The organism is Bacillus sp. FSL R5-0603 (assembly GCF_038050295.1).
In the GTDB taxonomy this organism is placed as follows: Bacteria; Bacillota; Bacilli; order Bacillales; family Bacillaceae; genus Bacillus; species Bacillus subtilis.
This window is the reverse complement of sequence record NZ_JBBOYP010000001.1, coordinates 125,402-148,281: the sequence shown is the minus strand read 5'-3', so window position 1 is coordinate 148,281 and position 22,880 is coordinate 125,402. Positions and strand designations below refer to the sequence as shown.

23 protein-coding genes and 1 pseudogene are annotated in these 22,880 nt (G+C 40.8%); 6 read left to right on the top strand and 18 right to left on the bottom strand.

The genetic code is table 11. The features are described from left to right. Positions 1-28 precede the first annotated feature (28 nt). Positions 29-916, top strand: a complete 888-nt coding sequence (locus NYE56_RS00775) for a glycerophosphodiester phosphodiesterase (protein WP_268555796.1) — start codon at positions 29-31, stop codon at positions 914-916. Between the two features lie 55 nt (positions 917-971). On the opposite strand, the gene NYE56_RS00770 is transcribed toward NYE56_RS00775, so the two are convergent. After that, positions 972-2,852: a glycosyltransferase family 2 protein gene (locus tag NYE56_RS00770; protein ID WP_341283324.1), complete on the bottom strand. Its 1,881-nt coding sequence runs from the start codon at positions 2,850-2,852 to the stop codon at positions 972-974. Positions 2,853-3,156: 304 nt separating this feature from the next. Next, positions 3,157-4,776 carry an APC family permease gene (locus NYE56_RS00765; RefSeq protein WP_341283323.1) on the bottom strand — a complete coding sequence of 540 codons (1,620 nt, stop codon included), beginning with the start codon at positions 4,774-4,776 and terminating at the stop codon, positions 3,157-3,159. 267 nt (positions 4,777-5,043) lie between these two features. Here NYE56_RS00765 and NYE56_RS00760 point away from each other — a divergent pair, with 267 nt between their 5' ends. After that, a complete protein-coding gene (locus NYE56_RS00760) occupies positions 5,044-5,304 on the top strand; it encodes a hypothetical protein (protein WP_003234883.1) in 261 nt (86 codons plus the stop codon). Between the two features lie 40 nt (positions 5,305-5,344). Here the strand turns inward: NYE56_RS00760 and cypC are convergent, their stop codons facing one another. Continuing rightward, positions 5,345-6,598, bottom strand: a complete 1,254-nt coding sequence (gene cypC, locus NYE56_RS00755; RefSeq protein WP_341283322.1) for a fatty-acid peroxygenase — start codon at positions 6,596-6,598, stop codon at positions 5,345-5,347. A gap of 171 nt (positions 6,599-6,769) precedes the next feature. On the opposite strand from cypC, the gene blaOXA reads away from it, so the two are divergent. Next, entirely contained in the window at positions 6,770-7,573 is an 804-nt protein-coding gene (gene blaOXA / locus NYE56_RS00750) for a class D beta-lactamase (RefSeq protein WP_256683172.1), read from the top strand. Between the two features lie 26 nt (positions 7,574-7,599). Here blaOXA and NYE56_RS00745 read toward each other — a convergent pair whose 3' ends face one another. From NYE56_RS00745 to NYE56_RS00730, 4 genes are all read right to left on the bottom strand, one after another. After that, the gene (locus NYE56_RS00745) at positions 7,600-7,791 is read right to left on the bottom strand and encodes a DUF5370 family protein (protein WP_003234886.1); all 192 of its coding nucleotides are present in this window, start codon (positions 7,789-7,791) and stop codon (positions 7,600-7,602) included. A gap of 16 nt (positions 7,792-7,807) precedes the next feature. Beyond that, positions 7,808-8,056 (bottom strand): sigma-G-dependent sporulation-specific acid-soluble spore protein CsgA, encoded by a 249-nt coding sequence (csgA, locus tag NYE56_RS00740; RefSeq protein ID WP_003234887.1) that lies wholly within the window; start codon positions 8,054-8,056, stop codon positions 7,808-7,810. 111 nt (positions 8,057-8,167) lie between these two features. Continuing rightward, positions 8,168-9,556, bottom strand: coding sequence for an amino acid permease (locus NYE56_RS00735; RefSeq protein WP_014475643.1), 1,389 nt, complete (start codon positions 9,554-9,556; stop codon positions 8,168-8,170). Between the two features lie 317 nt (positions 9,557-9,873). Further along, complete coding sequence (locus NYE56_RS00730; RefSeq protein WP_341283321.1) at positions 9,874-11,058, bottom strand: DUF4885 domain-containing protein; 1,185 nt, start codon at positions 11,056-11,058, stop codon at positions 9,874-9,876. A 131-nt stretch (positions 11,059-11,189) separates the two neighbouring features. Between NYE56_RS00730 and NYE56_RS00725 the strand changes: the two genes are divergently transcribed. Together NYE56_RS00725 and NYE56_RS00720 are read left to right on the top strand one after the other, a co-directional pair. Next, positions 11,190-12,047 carry a hypothetical protein gene (locus NYE56_RS00725; RefSeq protein ID WP_123374006.1) on the top strand — a complete coding sequence of 286 codons (858 nt, stop codon included), beginning with the start codon at positions 11,190-11,192 and terminating at the stop codon, positions 12,045-12,047. An 85-nt stretch (positions 12,048-12,132) separates the two neighbouring features. After that, on the top strand, positions 12,133-12,903 hold the full coding sequence (locus NYE56_RS00720; protein ID WP_077671182.1) for a serine/threonine-protein kinase: 771 nt from the start codon (positions 12,133-12,135) through the stop codon (positions 12,901-12,903). Here the strand turns inward: NYE56_RS00720 and NYE56_RS00715 are convergent. From NYE56_RS00715 to NYE56_RS00700, 4 genes are read right to left on the bottom strand one after another with little or no spacing between them, the layout of a single operon-like run. Then, on the bottom strand, positions 12,888-13,151 hold the full coding sequence (locus tag NYE56_RS00715) for a hypothetical protein (protein WP_133953770.1): 264 nt from the start codon (positions 13,149-13,151) through the stop codon (positions 12,888-12,890). The genes NYE56_RS00720 and NYE56_RS00715 overlap by 16 nt on opposite strands. A 58-nt stretch (positions 13,152-13,209) precedes the next feature. Next, on the bottom strand, positions 13,210-14,196 hold the full coding sequence (gene ybdK, locus NYE56_RS00710) for a two-component system sensor histidine kinase YbdK (RefSeq protein WP_335451254.1): 987 nt from the start codon (positions 14,194-14,196) through the stop codon (positions 13,210-13,212). After that, a complete protein-coding gene (gene ybdJ, locus NYE56_RS00705; RefSeq protein ID WP_015252948.1) occupies positions 14,193-14,864 on the bottom strand; it encodes a two-component system response regulator YbdJ in 672 nt (223 codons plus the stop codon). The genes ybdK and ybdJ overlap by 4 nt, the downstream gene beginning before the upstream one ends. 1 nt (position 14,865) lies before the next feature. Beyond that, positions 14,866-15,843: an alpha/beta hydrolase gene (locus NYE56_RS00700; RefSeq protein ID WP_341283320.1), complete on the bottom strand. Its 978-nt coding sequence runs from the start codon at positions 15,841-15,843 to the stop codon at positions 14,866-14,868. A 130-nt stretch (positions 15,844-15,973) separates the two neighbouring features. Here NYE56_RS00700 and NYE56_RS00695 point away from each other — a divergent pair. Beyond that, positions 15,974-16,123: pseudogene (locus NYE56_RS00695) on the top strand (MerR family DNA-binding transcriptional regulator); the annotation flags it as partial. A gap of 116 nt (positions 16,124-16,239) precedes the next feature. Here NYE56_RS00695 and NYE56_RS00690 read toward each other — a convergent pair. From NYE56_RS00690 to NYE56_RS00660, 7 genes are all read right to left on the bottom strand, one after another. Then, positions 16,240-16,581, bottom strand: coding sequence for a hypothetical protein (locus tag NYE56_RS00690; protein ID WP_341283319.1), 342 nt, complete (start codon positions 16,579-16,581; stop codon positions 16,240-16,242). A 208-nt stretch (positions 16,582-16,789) separates the two neighbouring features. Further along, a complete protein-coding gene (locus tag NYE56_RS00685; RefSeq protein ID WP_341283318.1) occupies positions 16,790-17,962 on the bottom strand; it encodes an MFS transporter in 1,173 nt (390 codons plus the stop codon). Positions 17,963-18,088: 126 nt separating this feature from the next. Next, the gene (locus NYE56_RS00680) at positions 18,089-18,391 is read right to left on the bottom strand and encodes an ArsR/SmtB family transcription factor (RefSeq protein ID WP_003234907.1); all 303 of its coding nucleotides are present in this window, start codon (positions 18,389-18,391) and stop codon (positions 18,089-18,091) included. 482 nt (positions 18,392-18,873) lie between these two features. Next, the gene (locus tag NYE56_RS00675; RefSeq protein WP_341283317.1) at positions 18,874-19,248 is read right to left on the bottom strand and encodes a DUF2294 domain-containing protein; all 375 of its coding nucleotides are present in this window, start codon (positions 19,246-19,248) and stop codon (positions 18,874-18,876) included. Between the two features lie 57 nt (positions 19,249-19,305). After that, a complete protein-coding gene (locus NYE56_RS00670; RefSeq protein WP_014475635.1) occupies positions 19,306-19,596 on the bottom strand; it encodes a DUF6407 family protein in 291 nt (96 codons plus the stop codon). 62 nt (positions 19,597-19,658) lie between these two features. Beyond that, positions 19,659-20,186: a carbonic anhydrase gene (locus tag NYE56_RS00665; RefSeq protein ID WP_160244336.1), complete on the bottom strand. Its 528-nt coding sequence runs from the start codon at positions 20,184-20,186 to the stop codon at positions 19,659-19,661. 76 nt (positions 20,187-20,262) lie between these two features. Further along, entirely contained in the window at positions 20,263-22,878 is a 2,616-nt protein-coding gene (locus NYE56_RS00660) for a DUF2309 domain-containing protein (RefSeq protein ID WP_341283316.1), read from the bottom strand. Between the last annotated feature and the right edge of the window lie 2 nt (positions 22,879-22,880).

Here is a 22,880-nt window from a genome sequence, read left to right as displayed (position 1 = left end):
TAGTGCTTATCTATAAGGAGGAGAAATCATGAGAAAAAATAGAATACTGGCCTTGTTTGTTCTGTCGCTGGGCTTACTCTCATTTATGGTAACGCCAGTGTCGGCAGCGTCAAAAGGAAACCTGCTGTCACCTGACCGTATCCTGACCGTCGCGCACAGAGGGGCTTCTGGATATGTGCCTGAGCACACGATTCTGTCTTACGAAACTGCTCAGAAAATGAAAGCTGATTATATTGAATTGGATCTGCAAATGACAAAAGACGGGAAATTGATTGTCATGCATGACGAAAAACTGGACCGTACCACAAACGGAACGGGCTGGGTGAAAGACCATACGCTCGCAGACATTAAGAAGCTTGACGCCGGTTCTTGGTTTAATGAAGCCTATCCGGAAAAAGCAAAGCCGCAGTACGTCGGCCTTAAAGTTCCTACATTAGAAGAGGTATTAGACCGTTTCGGAAAGCACGCGAACTACTACATTGAAACAAAATCGCCTGACACCTACCCAGGTATGGAAGAAAAACTGATCGCTTCTTTGCAGAAACATAAATTACTGGGGAAACATTCTAAGCCAGGCCAGGTGATCATTCAATCGTTCAGCAAAGAAAGCCTGGTAAAAATCCATCAATTACAGCCAAACCTGCCGACCGTTCAATTGCTGGAAGCCAAACAAATGGCGTCAATGACAGATGCTGCCCTGGAAGAAATCAAAACATACGCTGTCGGTGCGGGCCCGGATTATAAAGCATTAAATCAAGAAAACGTCCGTATGATCCGCAGCCACGGCCTCCTGCTTCACCCTTACACAGTCAATAATGAAGCTGATATGCATCGCCTGCTTGACTTGGGAGTTACCGGAGTGTTTACGAATTACCCGGATGTGTTTCATTATGTGAAAAAATCCTATAAAAAGTAAAAAAAAAGAGCTTTGAATCTCCTTGGATTCAAAGCTCTTTTGATTTGAAAATATATTAAATGAAAAGCCGTCTTAATTTATTTAGTACGCGTTTTATGATAGAGGGTCTTTCTTTATAATAAACTGGCACTCTTTTCTTATAGTGCCCTATCGCAATTTCTACATTCTTTTTTTGTCTCAGCTGCTTTAAATCACTCTTAGAGACTGCGAAGCGAAAGTGGCACAACTGTTCGCTGCCACTGGATTTCTGAAGTATAACTTCAGGTTCATAAGTAAGAAATTTTGAAAATATAAGTTGAAAGCGGCTTGATTCATCCAAAGATACACTCGATGGCAAACTGAAATACCCTTTCACTTCAGAATCATTGTATGATAATGAAAAATTTTTAATATCAAGCTCTTGAGTTTTTAAGACAAAAGAAAGATTTCCCCATTTGGTTAAATAGGTAGACAATAATGTCCACTCTGTATGCTCTTTAGAAATAAATAAGGACTCCTTTAATAACACTGTTGGTTTTGCTCTCAATCTTACCGATTTCGTATAATCTTCGATCTTACTAATTAATCTTACATCCAATATGTCTCCTTCTTGGTTAAAACGGAAAAGGGACTGTATCGGGATAAAGGTATGAAAGTAGGTAACACGTTCCTTTTTCAAATAGTGGGACTCAATTTCTATTGGGTGGTGTTTTTCATAAATGTTTCTGAAGGCCGGTAATGTAATCCCTTCTTCTTGCTGACCTCTTAAAGAGATTTCAATAAATAAATTTTCGTTTGATGAATCAACGTGAGAATGATAACAAAATCCTTCCAGTAAAAGAGTGTTTTCTAAACGTTCTAATCTAGTTATTTCCCCTTCAAACTTATTAAGCCGATGAAAGGATATGGATTCATTTAACGCTAGTTCATAAGCCATTTTGGGTTTTGGATATACTTGTCCATGAAAAACCACCATATTGCCCGTATGTTTTTCCGCATACCAAAAGGCAATTAAATCCTCCATCTTACCTTTGTCAATCAACCGAATTAATAGCTTCTGCCTAGATGAAAATTGAGAGTAATAATCCAGATAATGATACTTATCAAGGACTTTCTTAAATGTATTGAATATATAAAGTTTGTCCTCTACTAAAAATGATCTTGAGATGAGCGCACTCAGTTCTACATCTAAAACTCTCTCCCAATATTGATGAAAGACCATTAATTTCTTATCCTTGTCTAGTTCTAATGCTTCAATAGCAGCCAATGTCTCTTCAATTCTAAGCATGAAAAGTTTACCGGATAAAGGTTTTTTCGTTAGTTGGACTCTTCCAACGGTCTGATGATTCGTCAAATAATAGCATTCGTAATCTTTAACCAATGCAATTGAATTTGAATAGGCATATGCCTGAATGATAAACGGCTGGTCCTCTCCCAGAGAGAAATGTTCCGGAAAACGAATATTATGTTTTTTCAACAAATCAAGTTTGAATAATTTCTGAGCACTCGTTGTAAAAAGAGCGTTTGAACCAAAAAAAGAAAAACAGTCCGGGTTTCTCTTAAAAATTGAAACAGGCACTCCTCTATTGATCCCTTCATAACGTCCTATGACAATATCACTTTGATATTCAAGAATCTTTTCTTCCATTCTTTCCAAAGCTTCAATCCCTAAATAATCATCTCCATCAACAAAATAGATATAATCTCCTGTAGCAATATCTATTGCCTTATTTCTAGGTCGACCAGGCGCTCCACTATTTTCTTGATGAATCACTTTTATGCAAGGATATTTACTCATGTATTCATCTAATATAGCACCACTCTCATCGGTTGAACCGTCATTCACACAAATAATTTCAAGTCTGTCTTGTCCGATAGTTTGATTTAACACACTATCTAAACATATTTTTATTGAGTTTTGGTCATTATATACTGGTATTGCAACTGAAAATTTCATACCTTCCCCCTATTCCTTTCGACGTACATATATATTTATCCTAAAAAACTCTTATTCACATTCAATAATTGGAATTAATGTAACAATAAAGAATTAATCATTTAACTAGACAATTTTACCACAAACCTATTTTTATACAGTATTTCCAGGAAGCATTTAAAGTAAATTTAAACAAACTTCATAAACACGGTTAGGAATGCTCCCGAAGATTAAACAATGAATCTGTTTTGAAGCCTGTTGTCTTGTGTTATTCAAGTAAACAGAAAAAACCTTGCGACAACTATCGCAAGGTTTTCTTCATATTTTATTCTTTTCCGGCAGCAGCTTCTGACTGTCCATTAAGCAGCTGAGAATTTATCTCTTTCGCATCCTTTAAGTATTCTGTCTGGTAGCCGCTCTTCAGCGCCCACACATAGAATACAAGTGATACCATCGCAATCAGAACCATATCCCAGCCATAATGAATGACATTCAGGCCGCCGAATTTATCACTGCCCAAATAAGAAATGACCATCATGGCCAGCAGATAAAACACCATCCAGACGCCGGCTTTGAAGTTTCGGCCAAACCCTTTCCATTTCGCCTTCGCCTGATAATAGAAATAAATCGGAAGACCGATCAGGATAATAAACAGAACCTGCCCTGTTAACGGCCAGCGCGCCCAATACAGCACCAGTGACGCAAAGATAAATCCAAGCGGCGCAATCACGTTTAAACCTTTTAAACGAAGAGGCCTGTACAGGTCTTTCCCCGTCCGTCTCAATGTCATGACTGTGATCGGGCCGGTGATATAAGAAATTAACGTAGCAACGGAAATAATTTCCGCTAATACGCCCCACCCTCTGAACAGGAACAAAAAGATGAACGACACAATCAAGTTAAAGAACATTGCTTGTCGCGGAACGCCGTAAATCGGATGAAGCTTTCCGAATATACTCGGCATGTATTTGTTTTTTTCCATTCCGTAAATCATTCGGGACGTTGTCGCCGTATACGTAATCCCCGTTCCAGACGGTGATACAAATGCATCCGCATATAACACAATAACTAGCCAGTTAATATTCAGCGCAATCGCCAGATCAGCAAAAGGAGAATTAAAATTCAGATGGCTCCAGCCGTGAGCAATATCAGAAGGATTCACAGCTCCAATGAAGGCGATCTGTAGCAGGACATAAATCACTGTCGCAACGAAAAGAGAGCCGACAACCGCAATCGGAATTGATTTCCCCGGATTTTTTGCTTCACCCGCCATATTAATCGGGCTTTGGAAACCATTAAACGCAAAAACGATACCTGAAGTGGCAACCGCCGTCAGCACACTTGCCCAGCCATTCGGCGCAATGCTTTCACCGCCAGTAAAGTTTTCTCCGTGGAATCCGACAAACAGCAAAGCTCCAATCGTAAGACCCGGAATAATAATTTTAAAAATCGTAATTAATGAATTCGCTTTCGAAAATAGATTGACTGTCCAATAGTTCAGCAGAAAATAAATGAGAAGCAATACAGAGGCAAATGCTAGTCCTTCCCCAGTCAGCGTTCCATTCTTCACCAAACCACTTGTCCATTTCGCCCATTCCCAAGGCCAAGAACTCATATATTGAACGGAGGCCACCGCTTCAACCGGAATGACGGACACAATCGCAATCCAGTTGGCCCAGCCCGCAATAAAACCGATAAACGAACCGTGTGAATATTGCGTATATTTTACCATTCCCCCCGCTTCAGGGAACATAGAACCTAGTTCACTATAAGAAAGAGCAATAAATAAAATGACGACCATTCCAATAACCCATGAAATAATAGCAGCTGGTCCTGCTATTTGAGCCGCACGCCAAGCCCCGAACAGCCAGCCTGAACCGATCATCGACCCGAGCCCGACCATCATGAGGGAAAACGTTCCCATTCTTCGATGCAATTGATTCATATCGTAAACACCTTTCATGTATGATGACATTCTCTTGCTAATTATATTATTATTCTGATTACTTTACTTTGTCAATATTTATCGAATTTTGACTGAAACTATAATAAGTCAATGTATATTACCTTCCAATACAGGAATGAAGTCACTAGTTTCTTCTTAAATGGAATTTACTGTTAATCCCGACGATAAAAACACAATAGGTTTAGCTATTTCCAAAACGGGAATGATACAGGAAACACTATTCTTAAAATAGAAAGGAGTATCACCATGAAACAAAAGCTGTTACTTTCAGGTCTCGCTGTTTCAACTGTCGGCATCACTTCTTATCTATTAAAAGACCCGTCAAATCGCCAAAAAGCAAGAGAATTCATTCACAGCATGAAGATGAAAATAACAAAACAGCCAGACATGGAAACGTTCCCAGTCGATAAAGCCGGCCACCCGGACCCGCAAGATATCGAGGACAACAAAATGGTATCAGAAGGCTCCATGTATCCCGTCCAATACTACGATGAAAAAAAGAAGTAATCAAAAAGCTCTCTTCGATAAAGGAAGAGAGCTTTTTAATTTAACTTTTTCGTCTGATTCCGCTCATTACAAAGCCGCTTTCAGGCAATGACGGCATTCTGGCGAGACTGTAATGCAGTGATTGTTCCGGAACATCGTATTCAATCTGATGGACGAGGAAATCCAGGCTCGCTTTCATGACTTCAATTGTAATGCCTTCCCCTGGACAGCGGTGGCCTTTCTCGGCGTGCCCCCCGCCTTGAGGAATCATATCAAACGGATTTTCTTCCCGCTCCGCAAATCGTTCCGGCCGGAATTCATCGGGATGATCCCATAGACGAGGGTCGTGGTTCGTTCCATATACATCGAGCAGCACCGATGTGCCCTTCTTAAACTCACAGTTATTCCATACAAAATCTTTTTTGACAAGCGCCCCTAAAAATGGGCCGAACGGATAATATCTGCGGACCTCCTGCACAAACATTTCTCTTTCCCGGCTGTTTCCAGACCGCAGCCATTCCTTATATCTCGGATGCTCATGAAGCGCCAAAGCTGAAAACACAAGAAAGTAAGAAATGGCGACAATAGGCCGCAATACATTAATCAGCTCAATGGCTGCCATACGGGAATCCAGCTGGCTTCCATCTTCTTGTGTGTGAAAAGCCATTTCATGCAGCGCTGTTCCGGGAGTCGTTTTCAGCAAGCCGGCACGAGCATCTTCAATCATGACTTCAATCCACTCTTCCGCACGCGGCCTTGCTCTTCTTCCCTTCCAATGCCGCGGTCCCACAGCACCGAACGCATCGACCATGTCAATGAAGTCATCCGCTCTCTCTTTGACTTCCGTTTCCTTCAACGGAACACCTGCCCAATAGCACGCTACCCGGCACAGGATTTCTTTTGCTTCTTCAAATAACACAACCTCATCTGCCTTCTCCCATCTTGTGACTGCTGCTTTCCACTCCTCTGTCATCAACTCAGCCAAACGTTTTTGATGCGGCGGTGTCATCAATGACAGAAAAAGCATCTTCCGATGGATATGCGCGCTGCCATCCATTCCCTGAATCGCATTAACACCAAACAGCGATTTCTGCACCCGCTTAGGCAAAGCGTTCTGCCGCTGGAATCGATCCGTATCATAAAACACCTTCGCCGCCTCAGCGCCAGTCATGCAAATAAAGTTTTTTCCCAACAAACGGGCCTGAAACAGATCTGAATTGTAGCGCTCTGTTCTGTTTTTAATAAATAAATACCCTTCCTTCAGCAGTGTCAGACTGTTATCGAGACTTTTGTCATGTGGAATCTGCTCATTCATCCGCTTACCCTGCCTTCCTTTTACCCTTTATTTTCACGTTATCTTCCGACTATAAACCCAGTAACAGTATTTGTTTACAAAACCAAATTTAAGCGCTTTTTGATTATTTTTTAAAGGAAGAACAAACGAAAGAGAGAAAAGGTAGTTAATCAAAACGAAGGGGAGAACAAAATGAAAAAATGGATATATGTTGTGCTTGTGCTGAGTATTGCAGGGATCGGCGGCTTCTCCGTCCACGCAGCATCATCTGCTCATGAAAAACACTTGAATGTCAGCAGAATGAATGTCGATGACGAATTCAAGGATACGGATGGAACCTTCATTCTTCACGATTTACAAAAGGATCAGACATTTGTCTATAACAGAAAACGGGCAAATCAAAGACAAACTCCGCAATCCACCTTTAAAGTCGTGAACGCTTTAATCGGTTTGCAGGTCAAAGCTGTAAGAGATGAATACGATGTTAAACGATGGGACGGGGTCAAGCGTGAATTCGAATCATGGAACCGCGACCATACGCTTGGCTCGGCCATGCGCGAATCCGCAATCTGGTATTATCAGGAATTAGCGAGAGATATCGGCGAGGAAAGGATGAAATCATGGCTTCATACACTATCTTACGGCAACGAGGATATCAGCGGGGGAATCGACCAGTTTTGGCTGCAAAGCTCGCTTACAATATCTCCGCTGGAACAAGAAACTTTTTTGGAGAAACTGGCTAAAGAGGAGCTTCCATTTGACAAGCCGGTAATGAAAACCGTCAAGCGCATGATGATTCAAGAGGAAGGTGATCATTACACGCTCTACGGGAAAACCGGAACCCGCCTGACTGATATGGGATTAGGATGGTTTGTCGGATTCATCAAAACAGAGCATGGCTCTTATGTCTTTGTCACCAATGTCGATGATTCCGGCACAAAAGCCAAAAACATCACCGTGGATATCCTGAAAAAGTATGGCCTGATCACATCCTAAATAAAAGAGCCCTGCACGGCAGGGCTCTAAATCTCATGCTCAAAACAATAATGATTCACAAGCTCTTCAATCAAATCATGATCGGGATATTCCCCGTTAAATTCAAATTCGATTTCTTCCACAAATTCTCCTTGATGGTACACATGGATGGCTCCGTTTTGACGGACAACGCTAAACTCCGGCTGAAATGTATATCCGCTTCGTTCAATTGCTCCCATTTCTTACCCGCCTTTCTCAAAGCAGTAATTCATACACCTCGTTTAATTCCTTGGCCCGTTTTTGATCCTGTTCATTCTGGGCATACTTAATTTCTTTTTCTAATACATGGTTCAAAAAAGACATTTCATTATCATCTAAGTCTTTTACAAATTCCTCTTCATTTGCATAACGCTTCGCCAGCATCTTCTTGCAAATACGCTGGCACACTTCATTTTCTAGATGATTCGAAAGTGATTCGCGCAAATAACCGAGTGTAACATCCATTTTATGAACACCTTTCCTTCTGCTATCTTTACCCTATAGCTTGCTAAAATAGGGAAAATCCATACGCGGAAAATAAAAAAAGAGACATCCGTGAATGTCTCTTTTTTATCGTTATTCTGCTGCTTGTTCGCTTTTTGTCAAATTGGCCTGCGTGCGTTTGCCAATCCCAAACACATAATAACTAATGACCACAAGCGCTAAGAAAATTACGCCTACAATCAGGGAGATACGAGTATCATCGTTAAACCACATACCAACCAGAACCATCAGCAAGAAAGCAATCGTCAAATAGTTTGTAAAAGGAGCAAACGGCATTTTGAATGGATGTTTATCTAATGCAGCACCCTTCGCTTTTCTGAATCCGATATGGCTGATCAAAATGATAAACCAAGGAATCATCCCTGGGAGCACGCTTGCGCTGTATACATAGACAAAGATCTTCGGCGGAGCGATATAGTTCAGCACAACACCGACAGCCAAACCGATCAGCACCGCAATTGTGCCATACAGCGGCACACCATTGCGTGAAATCTTCGTAAAGAATTTCGGTGCTTGTCCATTGACACCCAGTGTATACAGCATGCGGCCCGCGCTGAAAATACCGCTGTTACAGCCGGACATTGCCGCAGTAATCACGACAAAGTTAATAATGCCGGCCGCTGCCGTAATTCCGATTTTCGAGAACGTAGACACAAACGGACTTCCGAGTGAGTTGAGCTCATCCCAAGGATACACCGTCACGATCACAAAAATAGCGCCAATGTAGAAAATCAAAATACGCCAGATAATACTTTGAATCGCATTTCTTAGCGTGTTTTGCGGGTCCTTCGCTTCACCCGCTGTAATCCCGATCAGCTCAACTCCTTGATAGGCCGCAATGACAAGAGACAGTGCAAAGAAGAAACCTGAGAAACCTCCTGCAAAGAAGCCCCCGTGAGACCACAGGTTCGACAAACCGATCGCATCTCCGCCGTTGCCAAAACCGAAGAAAATAATTCCGATTCCCGCAATAATCATCAAGATAATCGTGACGATTTTAATCATCGCAAACCAAAACTCAAATTCCCCAAACGACTTAACAGAAATTAAATTCGCCGCACCAAGAATCACCATTGCCACGATACCAGGTATCCAAGCAGGCAAATCCGGGAACCAATACTTCATATAAGAACCTACAGCGATAATTTCTGACATGCCGACTATAATCCACTGGAACCAGTTGCTCCATGCTGTTATATAACCTGCCATCGGATGAATATATTGATGGCCGAACGTCGCAAAAGAACCTGTGCTCGGCTCGACATACAGCATTTCACCCATCGCACGCATAATAAAAAAGATAAAAATTCCGCATATTGCATAAGCCAGAAGGACAGATGGGCCAGTCCATGAAATCGTACTGGCAGAACCCATAAACAAGCCAACACCGATTGTACCGCCCAAGGCGATCATCTGAATATGGCGCGCGCCCAGGCCCCTCTTTAATTCTTTATTTGCCACTCCTCTTCCTCCTCCTAACAAAATACTCATAAATGAGAAAACAGCAGACCTGCTTGCCTTCACATGAATCAGTGATAACAATCAGAAAATTCAAACTTAAAATTGTTATATAATCTCCTAAATTACTTATTTCATCATAATAAATTTCTCTGGAAAATACAATTGTTTTTTTCAGGTAAACACCTTTGTTCAGAGTTTTGAATCGTTCACTTCTTTTAAAATCTTTTATATAAAAATAATAAAATTATTTGAATATTTAAATTAATACACCCCTTATATTCTCATAAAAAATAAGCTGTTCTACATGAACAGCTTACCTAATAATTCACACCCGTTTGACGCTTTAATGCTTCAAGCCACCCGGTATCTCCGGTCCCATAGCTCTTGCTTTGTCCCACATCTCTCAGAGATCCATTGCTGTAATCAATTGATAGGATGAATTCCGGAATGGCATTATACCCGGCTTCCGCGATTTTACTGAGCTCTGAACGATAGTAAGATATAGCATAAGAAGCCGTTTGCTTCTGCGCTGGATCTTTTTCAAGCTCTTCCCTATATACATCTATTAAATCACGTCCATCAGGCGTGACATACCGCCCATCAATCACTTCTAAATCCTTCAAATGGTAGCCTGTAACTTCATACATCTCACGAGCAGCCTGATACTTTTGATAGGCCTCTTCGGAAAATTGTGTTGAATCACTGCTTTGGCTTTTCATGATGTGCAAAAATAGCTCTTTGCTGTTGTCTCCAGATTGCAGCACTTGCTCAATTTGCTTGATCAGATCCTGATCGTCTGTCCCGCTCACCCGCACCTGATAGTCAATCGGTGTGATTGTAAACGTCAGCTCTGTCCCCTCTGGAATATGAATATGGTTTCGATTCAACAGCACTTGCAGCTGCTGGTTAACCTGTCCCCGCTGATACACCTTTTCATTCTCAGCTTCCACTTCCCCATGAAATGTGACATTCCGAAACGCAGCATCCTGGAGGTTATAGTTTTGGGCCTTGCCTTTGAATAGCCATTCTGTTTCATTATCGTAAGCGGCCTGTCTTTCTGCAGCTGACAGATCACTTCTGAAATAAGGAGACTTTGAATTTTGGTACTTATCCTTAATATAGCCTAATGGATCAGACTTTGTTTTGTTAATCGCATTCATCCTGCTGTATTTTTCATCTAGTATTTTGGTTCTGATATCACTCTCAGATTCATAGGGGTTTTGGGATTGAATCACTGTTTCTTCCCCTGTGTCTGTCACTGTTCGATCATTCGCTGATCGATACACTTTGCTGAACGTCCCGCTGTTTCCCGCCACGCCGGTTTTAGAATAATTGAACTGATTGATTTCCCCAGTTGAAGATTGTGACTTAAGCCTGCTGTATGCCTTTTCCAGAACTGCCGCTGGATTTTCAGTCGCATTCTCCCGTTTGGCAGGCGCATTCTTGCTCAATATGTTCTGTGCCATCAGCTGAGTGCGGATAAATTGCCGATTCAGACGCATTGAATTCCCTCCCGAGTATTCTCTCTTATTCCTTTTTATCGGCAAAGATAATGTATATATTAACCTCAAAAAACATTTATTTACACCTAAATCATTATTATGTATGATGGAAATAAAAGGAGGTTGTTTGCATGGTGAAAAAATGGCTTATTCCATTCGCTGTTATGCTGTCTGTCTTATTCACCTTTACGTATTCGGCATCAGCTGTCGGAGTCACTGCTATCACAGGAAACAATTCATTTGATACCGCAATGCCGATCGGTTATTGGAAATATAAAAATATCGATACAACAATACTGGAAGCTGGTCAAGATGAAGCCTATTTCACTTTTACGGCTAATAAGGGAGAAAAAGTATACGTGAGGAGTACATACCAGAGCGCGTATACAGGGATGAAAATTGAAATTTATGATAAGAATAGAATACCTGTTTCTCAAGGGACAGAAGTCATTAACCCTAATACGTTTTCTTCTTTTATTTATGCAAATGCAGACGCCCAAAACACGACAGATACCTTTTATGTGAAAGTGTCACGAGGCACCTATACCGGAAACATGTATTTTACACTTTCAATTGAAGACCGAATCAAATCAGGCAGCGGAACATTCCAATTCAGCGGCGTTGCTGAAAATAAAGGAAATACAAGCCTTAGCCCCTCAGGTTCTGATTCCAGCGTGATCAAGGTTGATTTAACAAACCAATCCGGGATACCGCGTGATGCCATTGTAACCAGAGTTCAAACCACCGCCACTCAAACACCAAGCCAGGGAAATACACGCCATCTGATCATGACGAGCGAAAACAACGAATGGCGCCGTGCTCTTGTAAACAGCTCGACTTCAGGGTCTTATGATATCTCTTTGTCAGATCAACTCAGTGTGGCAAAGGTATGGAGTTTTAAATATAATACATTAGCGACAGCCAGATCGACGATGAGCAACGTAAAAGCAAAAATAGATTATGAATACGACGTGACAAAGCAGTTTTAACTTATACCGAGCCGGTTATCCGGCTCTTTTTTATTCTCCGTCTAGAAGGTAAACTATAGTCAGTACAACCAAGGGAAGTGCAGACATGGCATTAAAACTTCTAAAAAAACTGCTTTTTGACCGCCCTCTAAAGAACGGCGTTATCTTAAATCATCAATACAAAATCGAAGAGTGCCTCGGTATGGGAGGCTACGGTTTGGTTTATTTGTGCACCGATATCCTAACTCAAACACCTTATGTCTTAAAACAGCTTCGGCCGACAAAAGCCAAAAAGGAAAAAGAGAAAGTCCGATTCCAACAGGAAATAAAACTGCTCAAAAGCATTCACCACCCGCAAATTCCGGGCTTCATAGATGAGTTCATCATAGACGGACAGGCTTATTATGTCATGCAGTTCATTGAGGGAGAGAATATAGAAGAATTATTATTTTTTCGAAAACAGCCGTTCACAGAGCTTATGGCGTTACAACTGATTTCGCAGCTGCTTGAGATTATAGAATACCTGCATGATCGCCTTATCTTCCACAGCGACATCAGAACGCCTAATATCATCATCAATGACGGCAGGCTCTGCCTCATCGATTTCGGCCTTGCCAAACAATTGACTCTTGAAGAAATGGAGGAAATAAAGGTACGAAAACAGGATGACTTCTTCGATCTCGGAGAAACGCTATTATTCCTGCTGTACTCTCAATATAAAGGAAAAAAGAAGAAAAACGGCACTTGGCTGGAGGAATTAACACTGACAAAGGAAGTAACCTTGCTGCTGAAAAGATTATTGGGCATTGAGGAAGAGTATCAGCACACCGCTTCTATTCGCGAGGATCTAAACCGGGCCATTCAATCGGTCACATAAAAAAACCCTTGTCCCAAAAGCGGAACAAGAACTTTTTTTGGATTAACTACTGCTGTAGCTCCGGCGTTTGTAACGATGACTGCCGCCATAACGGTCGTAGTGTCTTCTTTTGCCCGAGCTGCTGCTGTTGCTGCGATAATGTCTGCGCCGGCTGCTGCTGTAATGCCGATGTCTGCGATATCGGTCACTAGAACTGCTTGAGAGGTACTTAATCGTTTTGATGATTTTTTTAAACATATGATGTTCACCCCATTTCTTTCTCCCTATTATATAAATTTTATAGGAGAAAGAAAAACATCAGCAGGGTCACTCTTTTGAAAACAAGAACTCCGTTCCGTTATCATTTGTATGCAGCTCATAAGTAATCGCAAGCAGCCTGCATGTATCCTCAATAATATTTAACCCGAGTCCCTCACTGCTCTCATTCCGATCAAATCCAATACCGTTATCACGAATAAAAACATTGCCATGTTCAATCGTGACTTCCATCTTTTCAGCTTTTGAATGCTTTAACGTATTTTGAAAAATATTATCAAACAGCCTTTGCATCCATAACGCGTTGCTCATCCATCTCACATCTTGATCTGCCGGCTTATAGTGCAGCTCAATCCCACTCATACTGTATAAATAATCCCACTTTTTCACCGCTGTTTCTAATAGCTCGTTTAGACGCACTTCTTCATTTACAATATAAGAGCTTTCCAGCGTCTCAGCGGAATATAGATTGAATTCATTGGTTAATTCCGAGATATATTCGATTTGCTGATACAATGATTCGAATACAGCCTGACCATGACATTGGTCTTCCAAATAAAATAACTGCAGCCTGAGAGCCGTTAAAGGTGTATTAATGTCATGCCGCAGTTTTTGCAAAAGCTCCTTTTTGATTTCCTCCTGCTGTCTCAGCTCCAGTTCACGATATGTCGTCCGTTCAATTAACAAATTGACCGACTTGATCAGTTCCCCGATTTCATCAGCACGCTTCACTTCAATTTTATCGGGCACCTTTTGATCACTCGCCAGATGCCGAATGGTTTGATTCAATAGATTGATTTTATGAAGCAGAGAATGAATCGACTTTGAAAATAAAAAAGCTAACAATAAGAGTGATATCAAAAATACAACGATCATTGCCGGGTACGCAAACGACCTGTGAAAGGGCATACCATGATTCATCGGTTTAAACATGCTGTCATAAATCATCGACATCAAAACACTGACCGCCAGCAATAGCACCGGAACACTAATGACTGCCGTAAACAATAACAACTGATATTTTGTCTTGAGCTTCATTTCTTCACAACGGTATTCAGCCGATACCCTTCTCCATATATATTTTCAATCATCTCACCCGCTTGATCATTGATTTTAGCTCTGATTTTTTTAATATGCACATTGACAATATTCGGGTTTCTATCTTCGAGCTGCCATAGATATTCAAAGAAATGTTCCTTTGTCAGGATACTGTCTCTATTTTCATATAAATAAAAGAAAATTTTCCGCTCAATCGCAGTAAACAATACCTCATCATGCAGGCTTTCATTGAACACTTTTTTCGTTACCGCATCAATATACAAATGTTTGATTTGCGTAAAGGTGCCATAATGATGCTCAAGCATATTCCTCATTCTTAATAGCAGCTCTCTCGGATCAAAGGGCTTTACCATATAATCCTCGCCGATCTGCAAACCTTGAAGCTTGCTGTCCATATCATTACGGGCCGAAAGAAAAATAACCGGAATGCCCAGCCCCAGCTCTTTGATTTTTGCAGACATTTGATACCCGTCTTCACCCGGCAGCATCACATCCATAATGACCAAGTCCACCTTCTGAATCACCGAAAGCACATCCGCTCCATCTGTTTTCCATATCACACGATATCCCTCACGCTGCAAAATCTTTTGCAGCAATTCACCAATCATCACATCGTCTTCAACGATTAAAATATGATAACCCTTCATCCTAGCGAACCTTTCTCATAAACTCCATGGAAAGTTTATATATTTGATCAGGCTGATATAAATAAATACTGTGTGTTCCCCTCAGTTCCTTTATATCGGCAGTATTGAATTGAGCCGCAAACGCTTCATAGTCTTTTCGGTTTTGTATAGCATACTTTGAATGTCTATTTTGGTCAGAGACCGCATCTAAAATCAAGACGGGAGTCTCCTTTGGTGCCGGCAGATTCACAGATTTGCTGCCGTTTTGGTAAGACTGTAAAAGCTCATGCTCCATATCTGCATTAAAAAATTGCTTAAAGTTAATGGCTTTATAGATTTCTTTTTCTTCATCAGTTAAAAACGACTGCCGAATCACCTCAGGATTATATACAGCGGAAGGCATAAACCGATGAAAACCAATCGAGGTTAACAGGTGGAACCCTCTCACTTTCAAACTGTCAACTCCGCTCAATTTATACGTGATGTACTGCTGGGGCAATCCAATATCCATCGCAATAATGGCCTTGATTTCCTTAGGATATTTCTGTGCCCAATACATCGCTTCAATCCCGGATATCGAATGAGGCATTAAAATATAAGGAGGCTTATTTCCGCTTTTCATAAGCGCTTTCCTCGTCTGTTCCAATACTGTATCAATATCTCTGTCATCGTGAGACACTTCACTGTATCCATAACCTGCCCGATCTACAACAGCAATCTTATTTTCTTTTGAAAACTTGCTGTACAACCCCTTCATTTCATAAGCAGGCGCAGCAATCCCCGAACCGGACATAAACACAAATGTATTCTTCCCGCTTCCCTCTTGATACACATTCATCTTTTTACCGTCAACATCGACTACTGTGCCTTTACCTTTCAGCAGTGCCGCCTCCTTATTTAGCTGGAAATGGTGATAAATAAATACCGAGACGCATACAAGCAAAACCAAAGCAGCCAAGCTGACAAAAACAATTTTTAGGACTTTCCATAATGTTTTCATATGATGCTCCTTTCACGTGATACTGAAAGGATACAATATGAAAATAAATTTCTGATTAACTTTGGAACAGTTTTATTTTCACATTTGACTTTGCCCTTACGGAAAGGTGTACATTTGGAGCATAGAGGTGATCACTCGGCTATCGATCGGCGAATTTTCAAAGATATGCAAAGTATCAACAAAAACACTGCGATACTATGATGAAATCGGACTCACCCACCCAGAAGACATTAATCTTGAAATCGGAAGGTCTATCCGCAAAGTCCGAGAATTTCTAATACGCAGCCTTCTCCAACCGAGAACGACATTGAGAAGGCTACCGCTTATATCAATCTTTCACAAAACATAATTCAGGGGTATTTAATCTATTTATTCCTATTTATTCACACAACAAAGTCACCACAAAGCTTTTTTCTCTTCTTCCTGCTCGATAAACAGATAATTTTCAGGACGGGCCAAAACAGAAAAAAGTGCCAAAAGCAACTTCCAACCTCGAAGCGGACTTCCGCACCTAAACTTCAACACTTCTCCTTCTGCTAAGTTAAACCTCAATATTTGGCTTGTACACCAATCAACTTTCACTTGAATAACATGTTCACCAGGCTGCAAATCAATTCGCAGCCTCCCTCCATCTTTGATATTTCCCATCTCAGCCCCATCAATTAGCACTGAATACTCTCTCATTTTGTTGATGTACTGCGATGTCCTGCTCATTTCAATGTACGTCTTTTGATTCACGATGACACATCCTCAAAGTAATGATCTTACAGGCGAGAAGCGCTAGAACCCTTCCGCCATACCGTTATTTCCCTTCCTAGTATATTATAACTTGCTGTGCTTCAGCTCTCCGTCGGCAAAAATCCCTTTCAGCTCCAGTGTGCCTTCTACTTGAGCTTTTTAAAAAAACACCCGCTTGTATAACGAGCGGATGTTAGATCTTTCGAAATTATTGATTGATATCTTTTAGCGCTTGTTTCGGTTGCGAATTGAAAATCAGCAATGATGCAATAATGGCAATCATAACCCCTAACGCACCAACCCAGGTAATCGAGGCCAATGATACGTTTTCCACAAAAACCCCTCCTATACCTGCGCCGACCGCCATGGCGAATTGCATCATTGACTGATTCATGCTAAGCAAAACACCTGACATTTCCGGTTCTATTGTAGCTAAGTGAAATTGCTGTGTCGGACCGGTAGACCATGCGGCAAACGACCATAATATGAGAATCACCATCACTCCGATATAGGAATGAGTAACAAGTGACAGCAGAATCAGTGTGACGATATGCAACGTCATCCCGCCAACGAGTGTAAAGGGCACTCCCCATTTATCGGTGCTATATCCCCCAAACTTTGATCCAACCAAACTGGCAATTCCAAATATAAGCAAAACACCGCTAAGCAACTTGCCGTTTATACCTGAGATGTTCAAGAGATACGGTGACAAATAAGTGTAAGCAACAGAATATCCCCCGAGCCAGAAGAAAGTGATTGATAATCCCATAGTCACTTTCCGTTTCTTAAAAAGAGCAAGCTGTTGAAGCAAAGGCACAGGTTTATCCCCTTCAGTATGCGGAAGAGTAAAGAATATAACGACCATCGCGATCAATCCCAACAAAGCAATGGCACCAAATACAGACTTCCAGCCTAATGCTACCGCTATCATTCTTCCAAGCGGAACACCTATGATTAAAGAAGCGGTAAATCCCATCACGACCGTAGCGATGGCACTGCCCTGCTTCCCTTCCGATGCAATCTTAGCCGCAATCGTTAATGCGGTGACAACAACCACACCTGCTCCCATCGCCATAATGATCCGCGCTGCAATAAACCATCCATAACCAGGCAGTACAAAAGCCAGGACATTACCGAACACAAACAAACCTAGGGCATACATCATCAATTTGCGTCTATCCATACTTGCTGTCAACGCCATAAGTACGGGTGTAGAAAGAGCATATACAAGTGAAAAAATGGTAATAAGCTGGCCCGCGGCAGCCAAAGTGATCCCGAGAGTATGAGCAATTTGATCCAAAATTCCGGAAATGATGTACTCTGAGGTTCCAACTAAAAAACTGACAATGGCTAAAATATAAATTTTCCAAGTGTTAGACATAAAACATTCACTCCTTAATTATTAATAAACATATCACGAATTATCGATATGTTATTATAAAAAATAAACACATCGTAATATGTCGATATGTATGGTGTAAAAATAAACATCTTTTGATGTTTATTTTTATATCTCTGTTTTAAGAAAGTCAGCAAGTTTCCCAATGGCTTCTTCATCTCTTTTGTAATATGTGTACTTTCCAATACGCTCCGCCTTAATCAAGCCGGCTCTTAAAAGGATGGTAAGATATTGAGAAGCTGTCGATTGCGTCATTTTCAATTTGTCTGTTATTTGACTGACACATACCCCGATTGTGTTCATATCAATCCCTTCATGGGGTGCAAAATGACGATCGGGCTCCTTCAGCCATTGTAAAATTTGCAGCCTTGATTCATTTGATAAGGCTTTGAATACTTCAATTGGTTCCATATCGATTATTATATCGTTATATTCCGATATGTCAATGCGTTTTTTTGGATATATTTAATTGAAGGTTTATCTCTGACTAATTCCGTGAAATGAAACTGAAGACAGCATATCAATTTTGTTCACCGCTTAAATTTATCATCAAGCTTTACGAAATTGGTCTCATAATCATGTCACTAAACACTTGGGGGAACCCGGCAGGTGACAAGGATGTTTTCAAATATTGTTCAAGTGACTAATCACCAGCATCAAATTCATGTATTTAAAAAGATGTAAAAAAACATCCGCTCATAACAACAGCGGATGTTAGATCTTTCGACAGGAATAACATGACAGTGTACTATGAATTGACATCTCTTTATGTCCGCTTAGGATATGAATAAAAGTTATCAATGATACCATAATTGTAAAACAAAAGAAGCGGCAGTTCATTATGTTCAATTCACAACCAATTCCATACCGTTAAAACATTTATTTTCTATAGATTATAAGACCTTTTCCAAATTTTTCTCTAGATCATTACATAATTTAAACACCATCACTCGTTCACCTGTCCGGGAGCTTAAATCAGTATGAAAACTTTTCACTTTTTCTCCGGTTATTTTTAAGATAATATCCTTAAGGCCTTCTATACCTGATTCGACTAACTCCGAACGAGTTTGTTTGATAGATAACATACCCTCTTTTGATCCACAAACTACATATTCGGCTGGTGTTAAAATCCCTTTTAAATTGACGATGATCATGTCCCGCAGTATATCAGTCTTAACAGATACAGACCCCCGCCCAAGATAATCCTTCTCCCATTGAGTAATGGACTTACTGATCTCTGATTCAATAGAACCCTTCGACTTTTTCATATCTAATACATCTCCTGAGCAAAAAAATTGGCATATTCTATTTGTGATTTCGTCTCATTAATATTCTCTTACAACATATCCTTCATATACACCTTCAATATCCAAATCAGTTTTACCGTTTCTTGTGACCACTATCATTTTGGATAACATATTTTCTTCCATCATAGAGTGGACGTGCAAAAATCGAACATTTCCTGAATGGGTTTCCTCAACTTCTTCATAAGACTTTAGATGATAAAAATCAATTGCTTTTCTAATTAGTTTTTTCATACATTCCATATTTTCACGATCAAACGAGTTCATTTCCTCTATTGTTTTCGTGACAAAATCAGTTAAATTAGCGCTCATACAATCTCCTTAGAACTGCTTTCTCCATATATGGGTGCGTTAGAAGTTGAACCTGCATTTCATCATGACAAGCAATGATCAGGTAAGGCTTGACCTGTTTTAATAGCTGGATCCTCCACAATTGAGGGTTCTCCATCCTTATGATGAACGAATAAACCTCTAACTTTAACATATGACGGCACTAGGGGGTGATGTCGAATCATATCAACACTTTTTTCAATGGTGTCACTGCTATTTTCATTTAGCCATTCATCGACCGTACCACCTAAAAATTCAGGCTTGCAATTTTGAAAGAGATAATCCAATGTTTGTATTTTATCTTTCATTGTTTCAAGTTGAGTTAGTCCATTACCTGCGGAAGTCTTCTTATCTTTTGTTCCTACTACAAAAATCTCCTCAACATCTTCCTGGTAAATCGCAAAAATAACAGACCTCATGATTTCTCCATAAGGATGTGAAATACTGGCACCATAGCTTTGTATAGTCAACATATTCTCTGCAGAAGTGTTAGTCGCTTCTTGTAAAATAGGCTCCAAACCGTTTTCAATATCCGTCAAAAATAATACTTTTTTATTTTGGTTTACATTCATACAGCACACCTCTTCCTTATGTTTATCATTTTTATTTTGAATAACAAATCCATTTGATAAATGCTTAGATTCATCATTACCAGCTTTCCCAACATCCTTCTGGATCAATATTAGCCAGTCGGACCCATCCATTTTGAACTTTTTGCAGAAATGCTGAGTCATGATTTAATAACCGTTCTACATATTCTCTAGGTGCTTGGATGAGTATCAATAAACGAAGAGGAGAATGATAGGCCTCGTGATCTGATTCCATGACGGATTGCCAAGGCAGTCCGGCTAACAAGTCGCTTGCATTCCCCTGCATAACGCCGAGACCTGCAGTAACGGTTTGAGTTGCTTTATTTCCGCTGCCATAATAATGAGGTGCTACCGTTGATGCGTAATATTGTAAATTAATCCATTGGGCTACAGTTCCAGGTCCTGCAATAATATTTGCTAGGAGTTCACCGCTTTCATCCTGCTTCCAATCATAATTATGGAGAAAGGCTCTGCCTTCCAAATCACAATCCTGAGTTAGTTCACGTTTACCGATAATAAAGGCGGCATTACGAGCCAGTCCCCATTCCGGACGTATCTCACTCCAATCTTCCGCAAATCGGTTTGCCTCAGCCTTCGGATTTTTTAGCTTCGATTGGAAATTCGGTAATTGGGCCAGACGTTCTGCGTTTACATGATGTCTCACTTTCGGCATAACAGCTTCAATTTGTTCAAATGCTTCTTGTGCAGCTTCGGAAAGCTCTGGTACATAAAGCCAATGTAATTCATCCACCGTTGTATTATGTTCAGCTGCCGCAAAAACCGTATCCTCAGGGATTTTAATTCCTTCAGTTAAAAGAGCTTCTCGTACCTCTGATAGATTACATAAAGCAGCTAAAACTCTTGCATTGAATCCACCAGCCGCTCCACCGCAGGCACCACAATCAAGGGCTGCGGAATAAGGATTATTAGTACTTTGACTGCCATGCCCGCAGATCACGACCAAGGGTGCGATGTTCTCTGTTAACCCCATCATTTTTAATGCTTGGCGAGCATAGTTCACTTTTTCTTCATCAGTAAAACCCACAGGTATTTCTGCCTCTGTAGCATCATGATGAAGCGAGAGTTTTGTATCAGGTTTGCGTAACCAAGCCTCACGGAGATTACGAATGAAACGACCCGCCTTTCTTGGCACAAAGCTACGGGCTGCCATTTGCAGAGTAAGCCAAGGTCCGCTTAGCTCAGGCAGTAGTAAGCTCGAAAGCGCATTCTGCTTCATCGTTTTAAAGGTATGGCTTAAAGAATGAATTGCTTGCTTCCGTTGATTGTATTTTTTGAATACATCCTCATCTGCGAACTCTTTTATTTTATTTTGCGGTTTTTGTATGATCGGCAAGGAAGCATGACTGTGTTTACTGCCAAGTTCACAAGTTGCAATCGGCACCCCGAAAAAACCAGCAATACCAATCGTTTCAAACGGGCCTTCTTTTTCTAGTTGACGACGAAAAGGTTCTGATCGTACATCGATGCAGAATGCTAATTGAGCTAATGCAGATTTTTTACCGCCGGTTTCACGTTGTTTCGAGATGATCTTCTGGCTTAATCGATCAGTGTACGTTTGTTCCCAAGCTTCTAACCAAAGTTTCTTGCGAAGTTTCTCATCAAAGCTGTAGGCAAATGATAAATATTCGTTTTGTTCAATGGCCGTCATCTGTGACCATTCTTCTAATGTAAGCCCACCCCAATGAATCCAAGCTGCTATAAGGGGAGCAATTGAAATTGTTTTCTTAGATCGTTCATTAGTCAAAGGTAAATATGGCTTTATAAGAGCCCACTCCATGGATATTCGAACCGCTAAATATTCTGTTAGGAGTGCATGTTCGTGGCTCGATTGTTGGGAGCGCCAAAGCATCATCCCTGCCCATCCAGGTAATGAAAGTAAATGACCTTCAAGATAAGTCTGGATTTCTGACTCTGGGATTTCTAGTGCGAATAAAGCTTCCTGTAAAGCCAAATGTGCCTCTTTCGGCCAACCCTTTACCCTTTCTCGCTGCTTTTTGCTAAGTGCTGGATCATATTGAATGAGATGCTGCCAAGCACGATAGAAACCTTCCTCACGATTAGGCATTGTCCAGCCTGCTTGAGAGTCATCAAGATATAATTTACTCCACTTAATGACATGATGATCTAGTATATTGACTAGCCTTTCACCATCTTGATTCTCTATATACGAACTTAGTGGCTGCATAAACACATTCTCGATATGATCCAATCCACTACATTCACCTACTAATTTCTCCAGCTCTTGTGATGATAAAAGGTCGGAAGGCAGGGGATCTAACTTTAATGCAGCATGACAAAATCGCTCTGCCACGTCCCGTGGGATGTGATAGGAATGTGAATCAAGCCAGCGCTGCAGCCCCATTTCCACAAAATCTTCATCAATCTCACCTTTATTCTTTGCTGAACGGATCATAGACGCACTAGGGTATATATCAACATCACGAGTGTTTTTCAACCAACTTGCAACCTGATCAAAAGGTTGGTTTTCAAGTCCCATCCACGGATTACGTGCAGCAAATGTAGAAATAGGCCAAAGTGGTGCAATCACTCGGCTGGCAGATGTAATGAAAACGTTAAGATCCCTTTCTTGAACATCAATATCTGTATCTATCTTTTTTACATTATCTTTCGTTAATACGGATGTAATGCCCATCT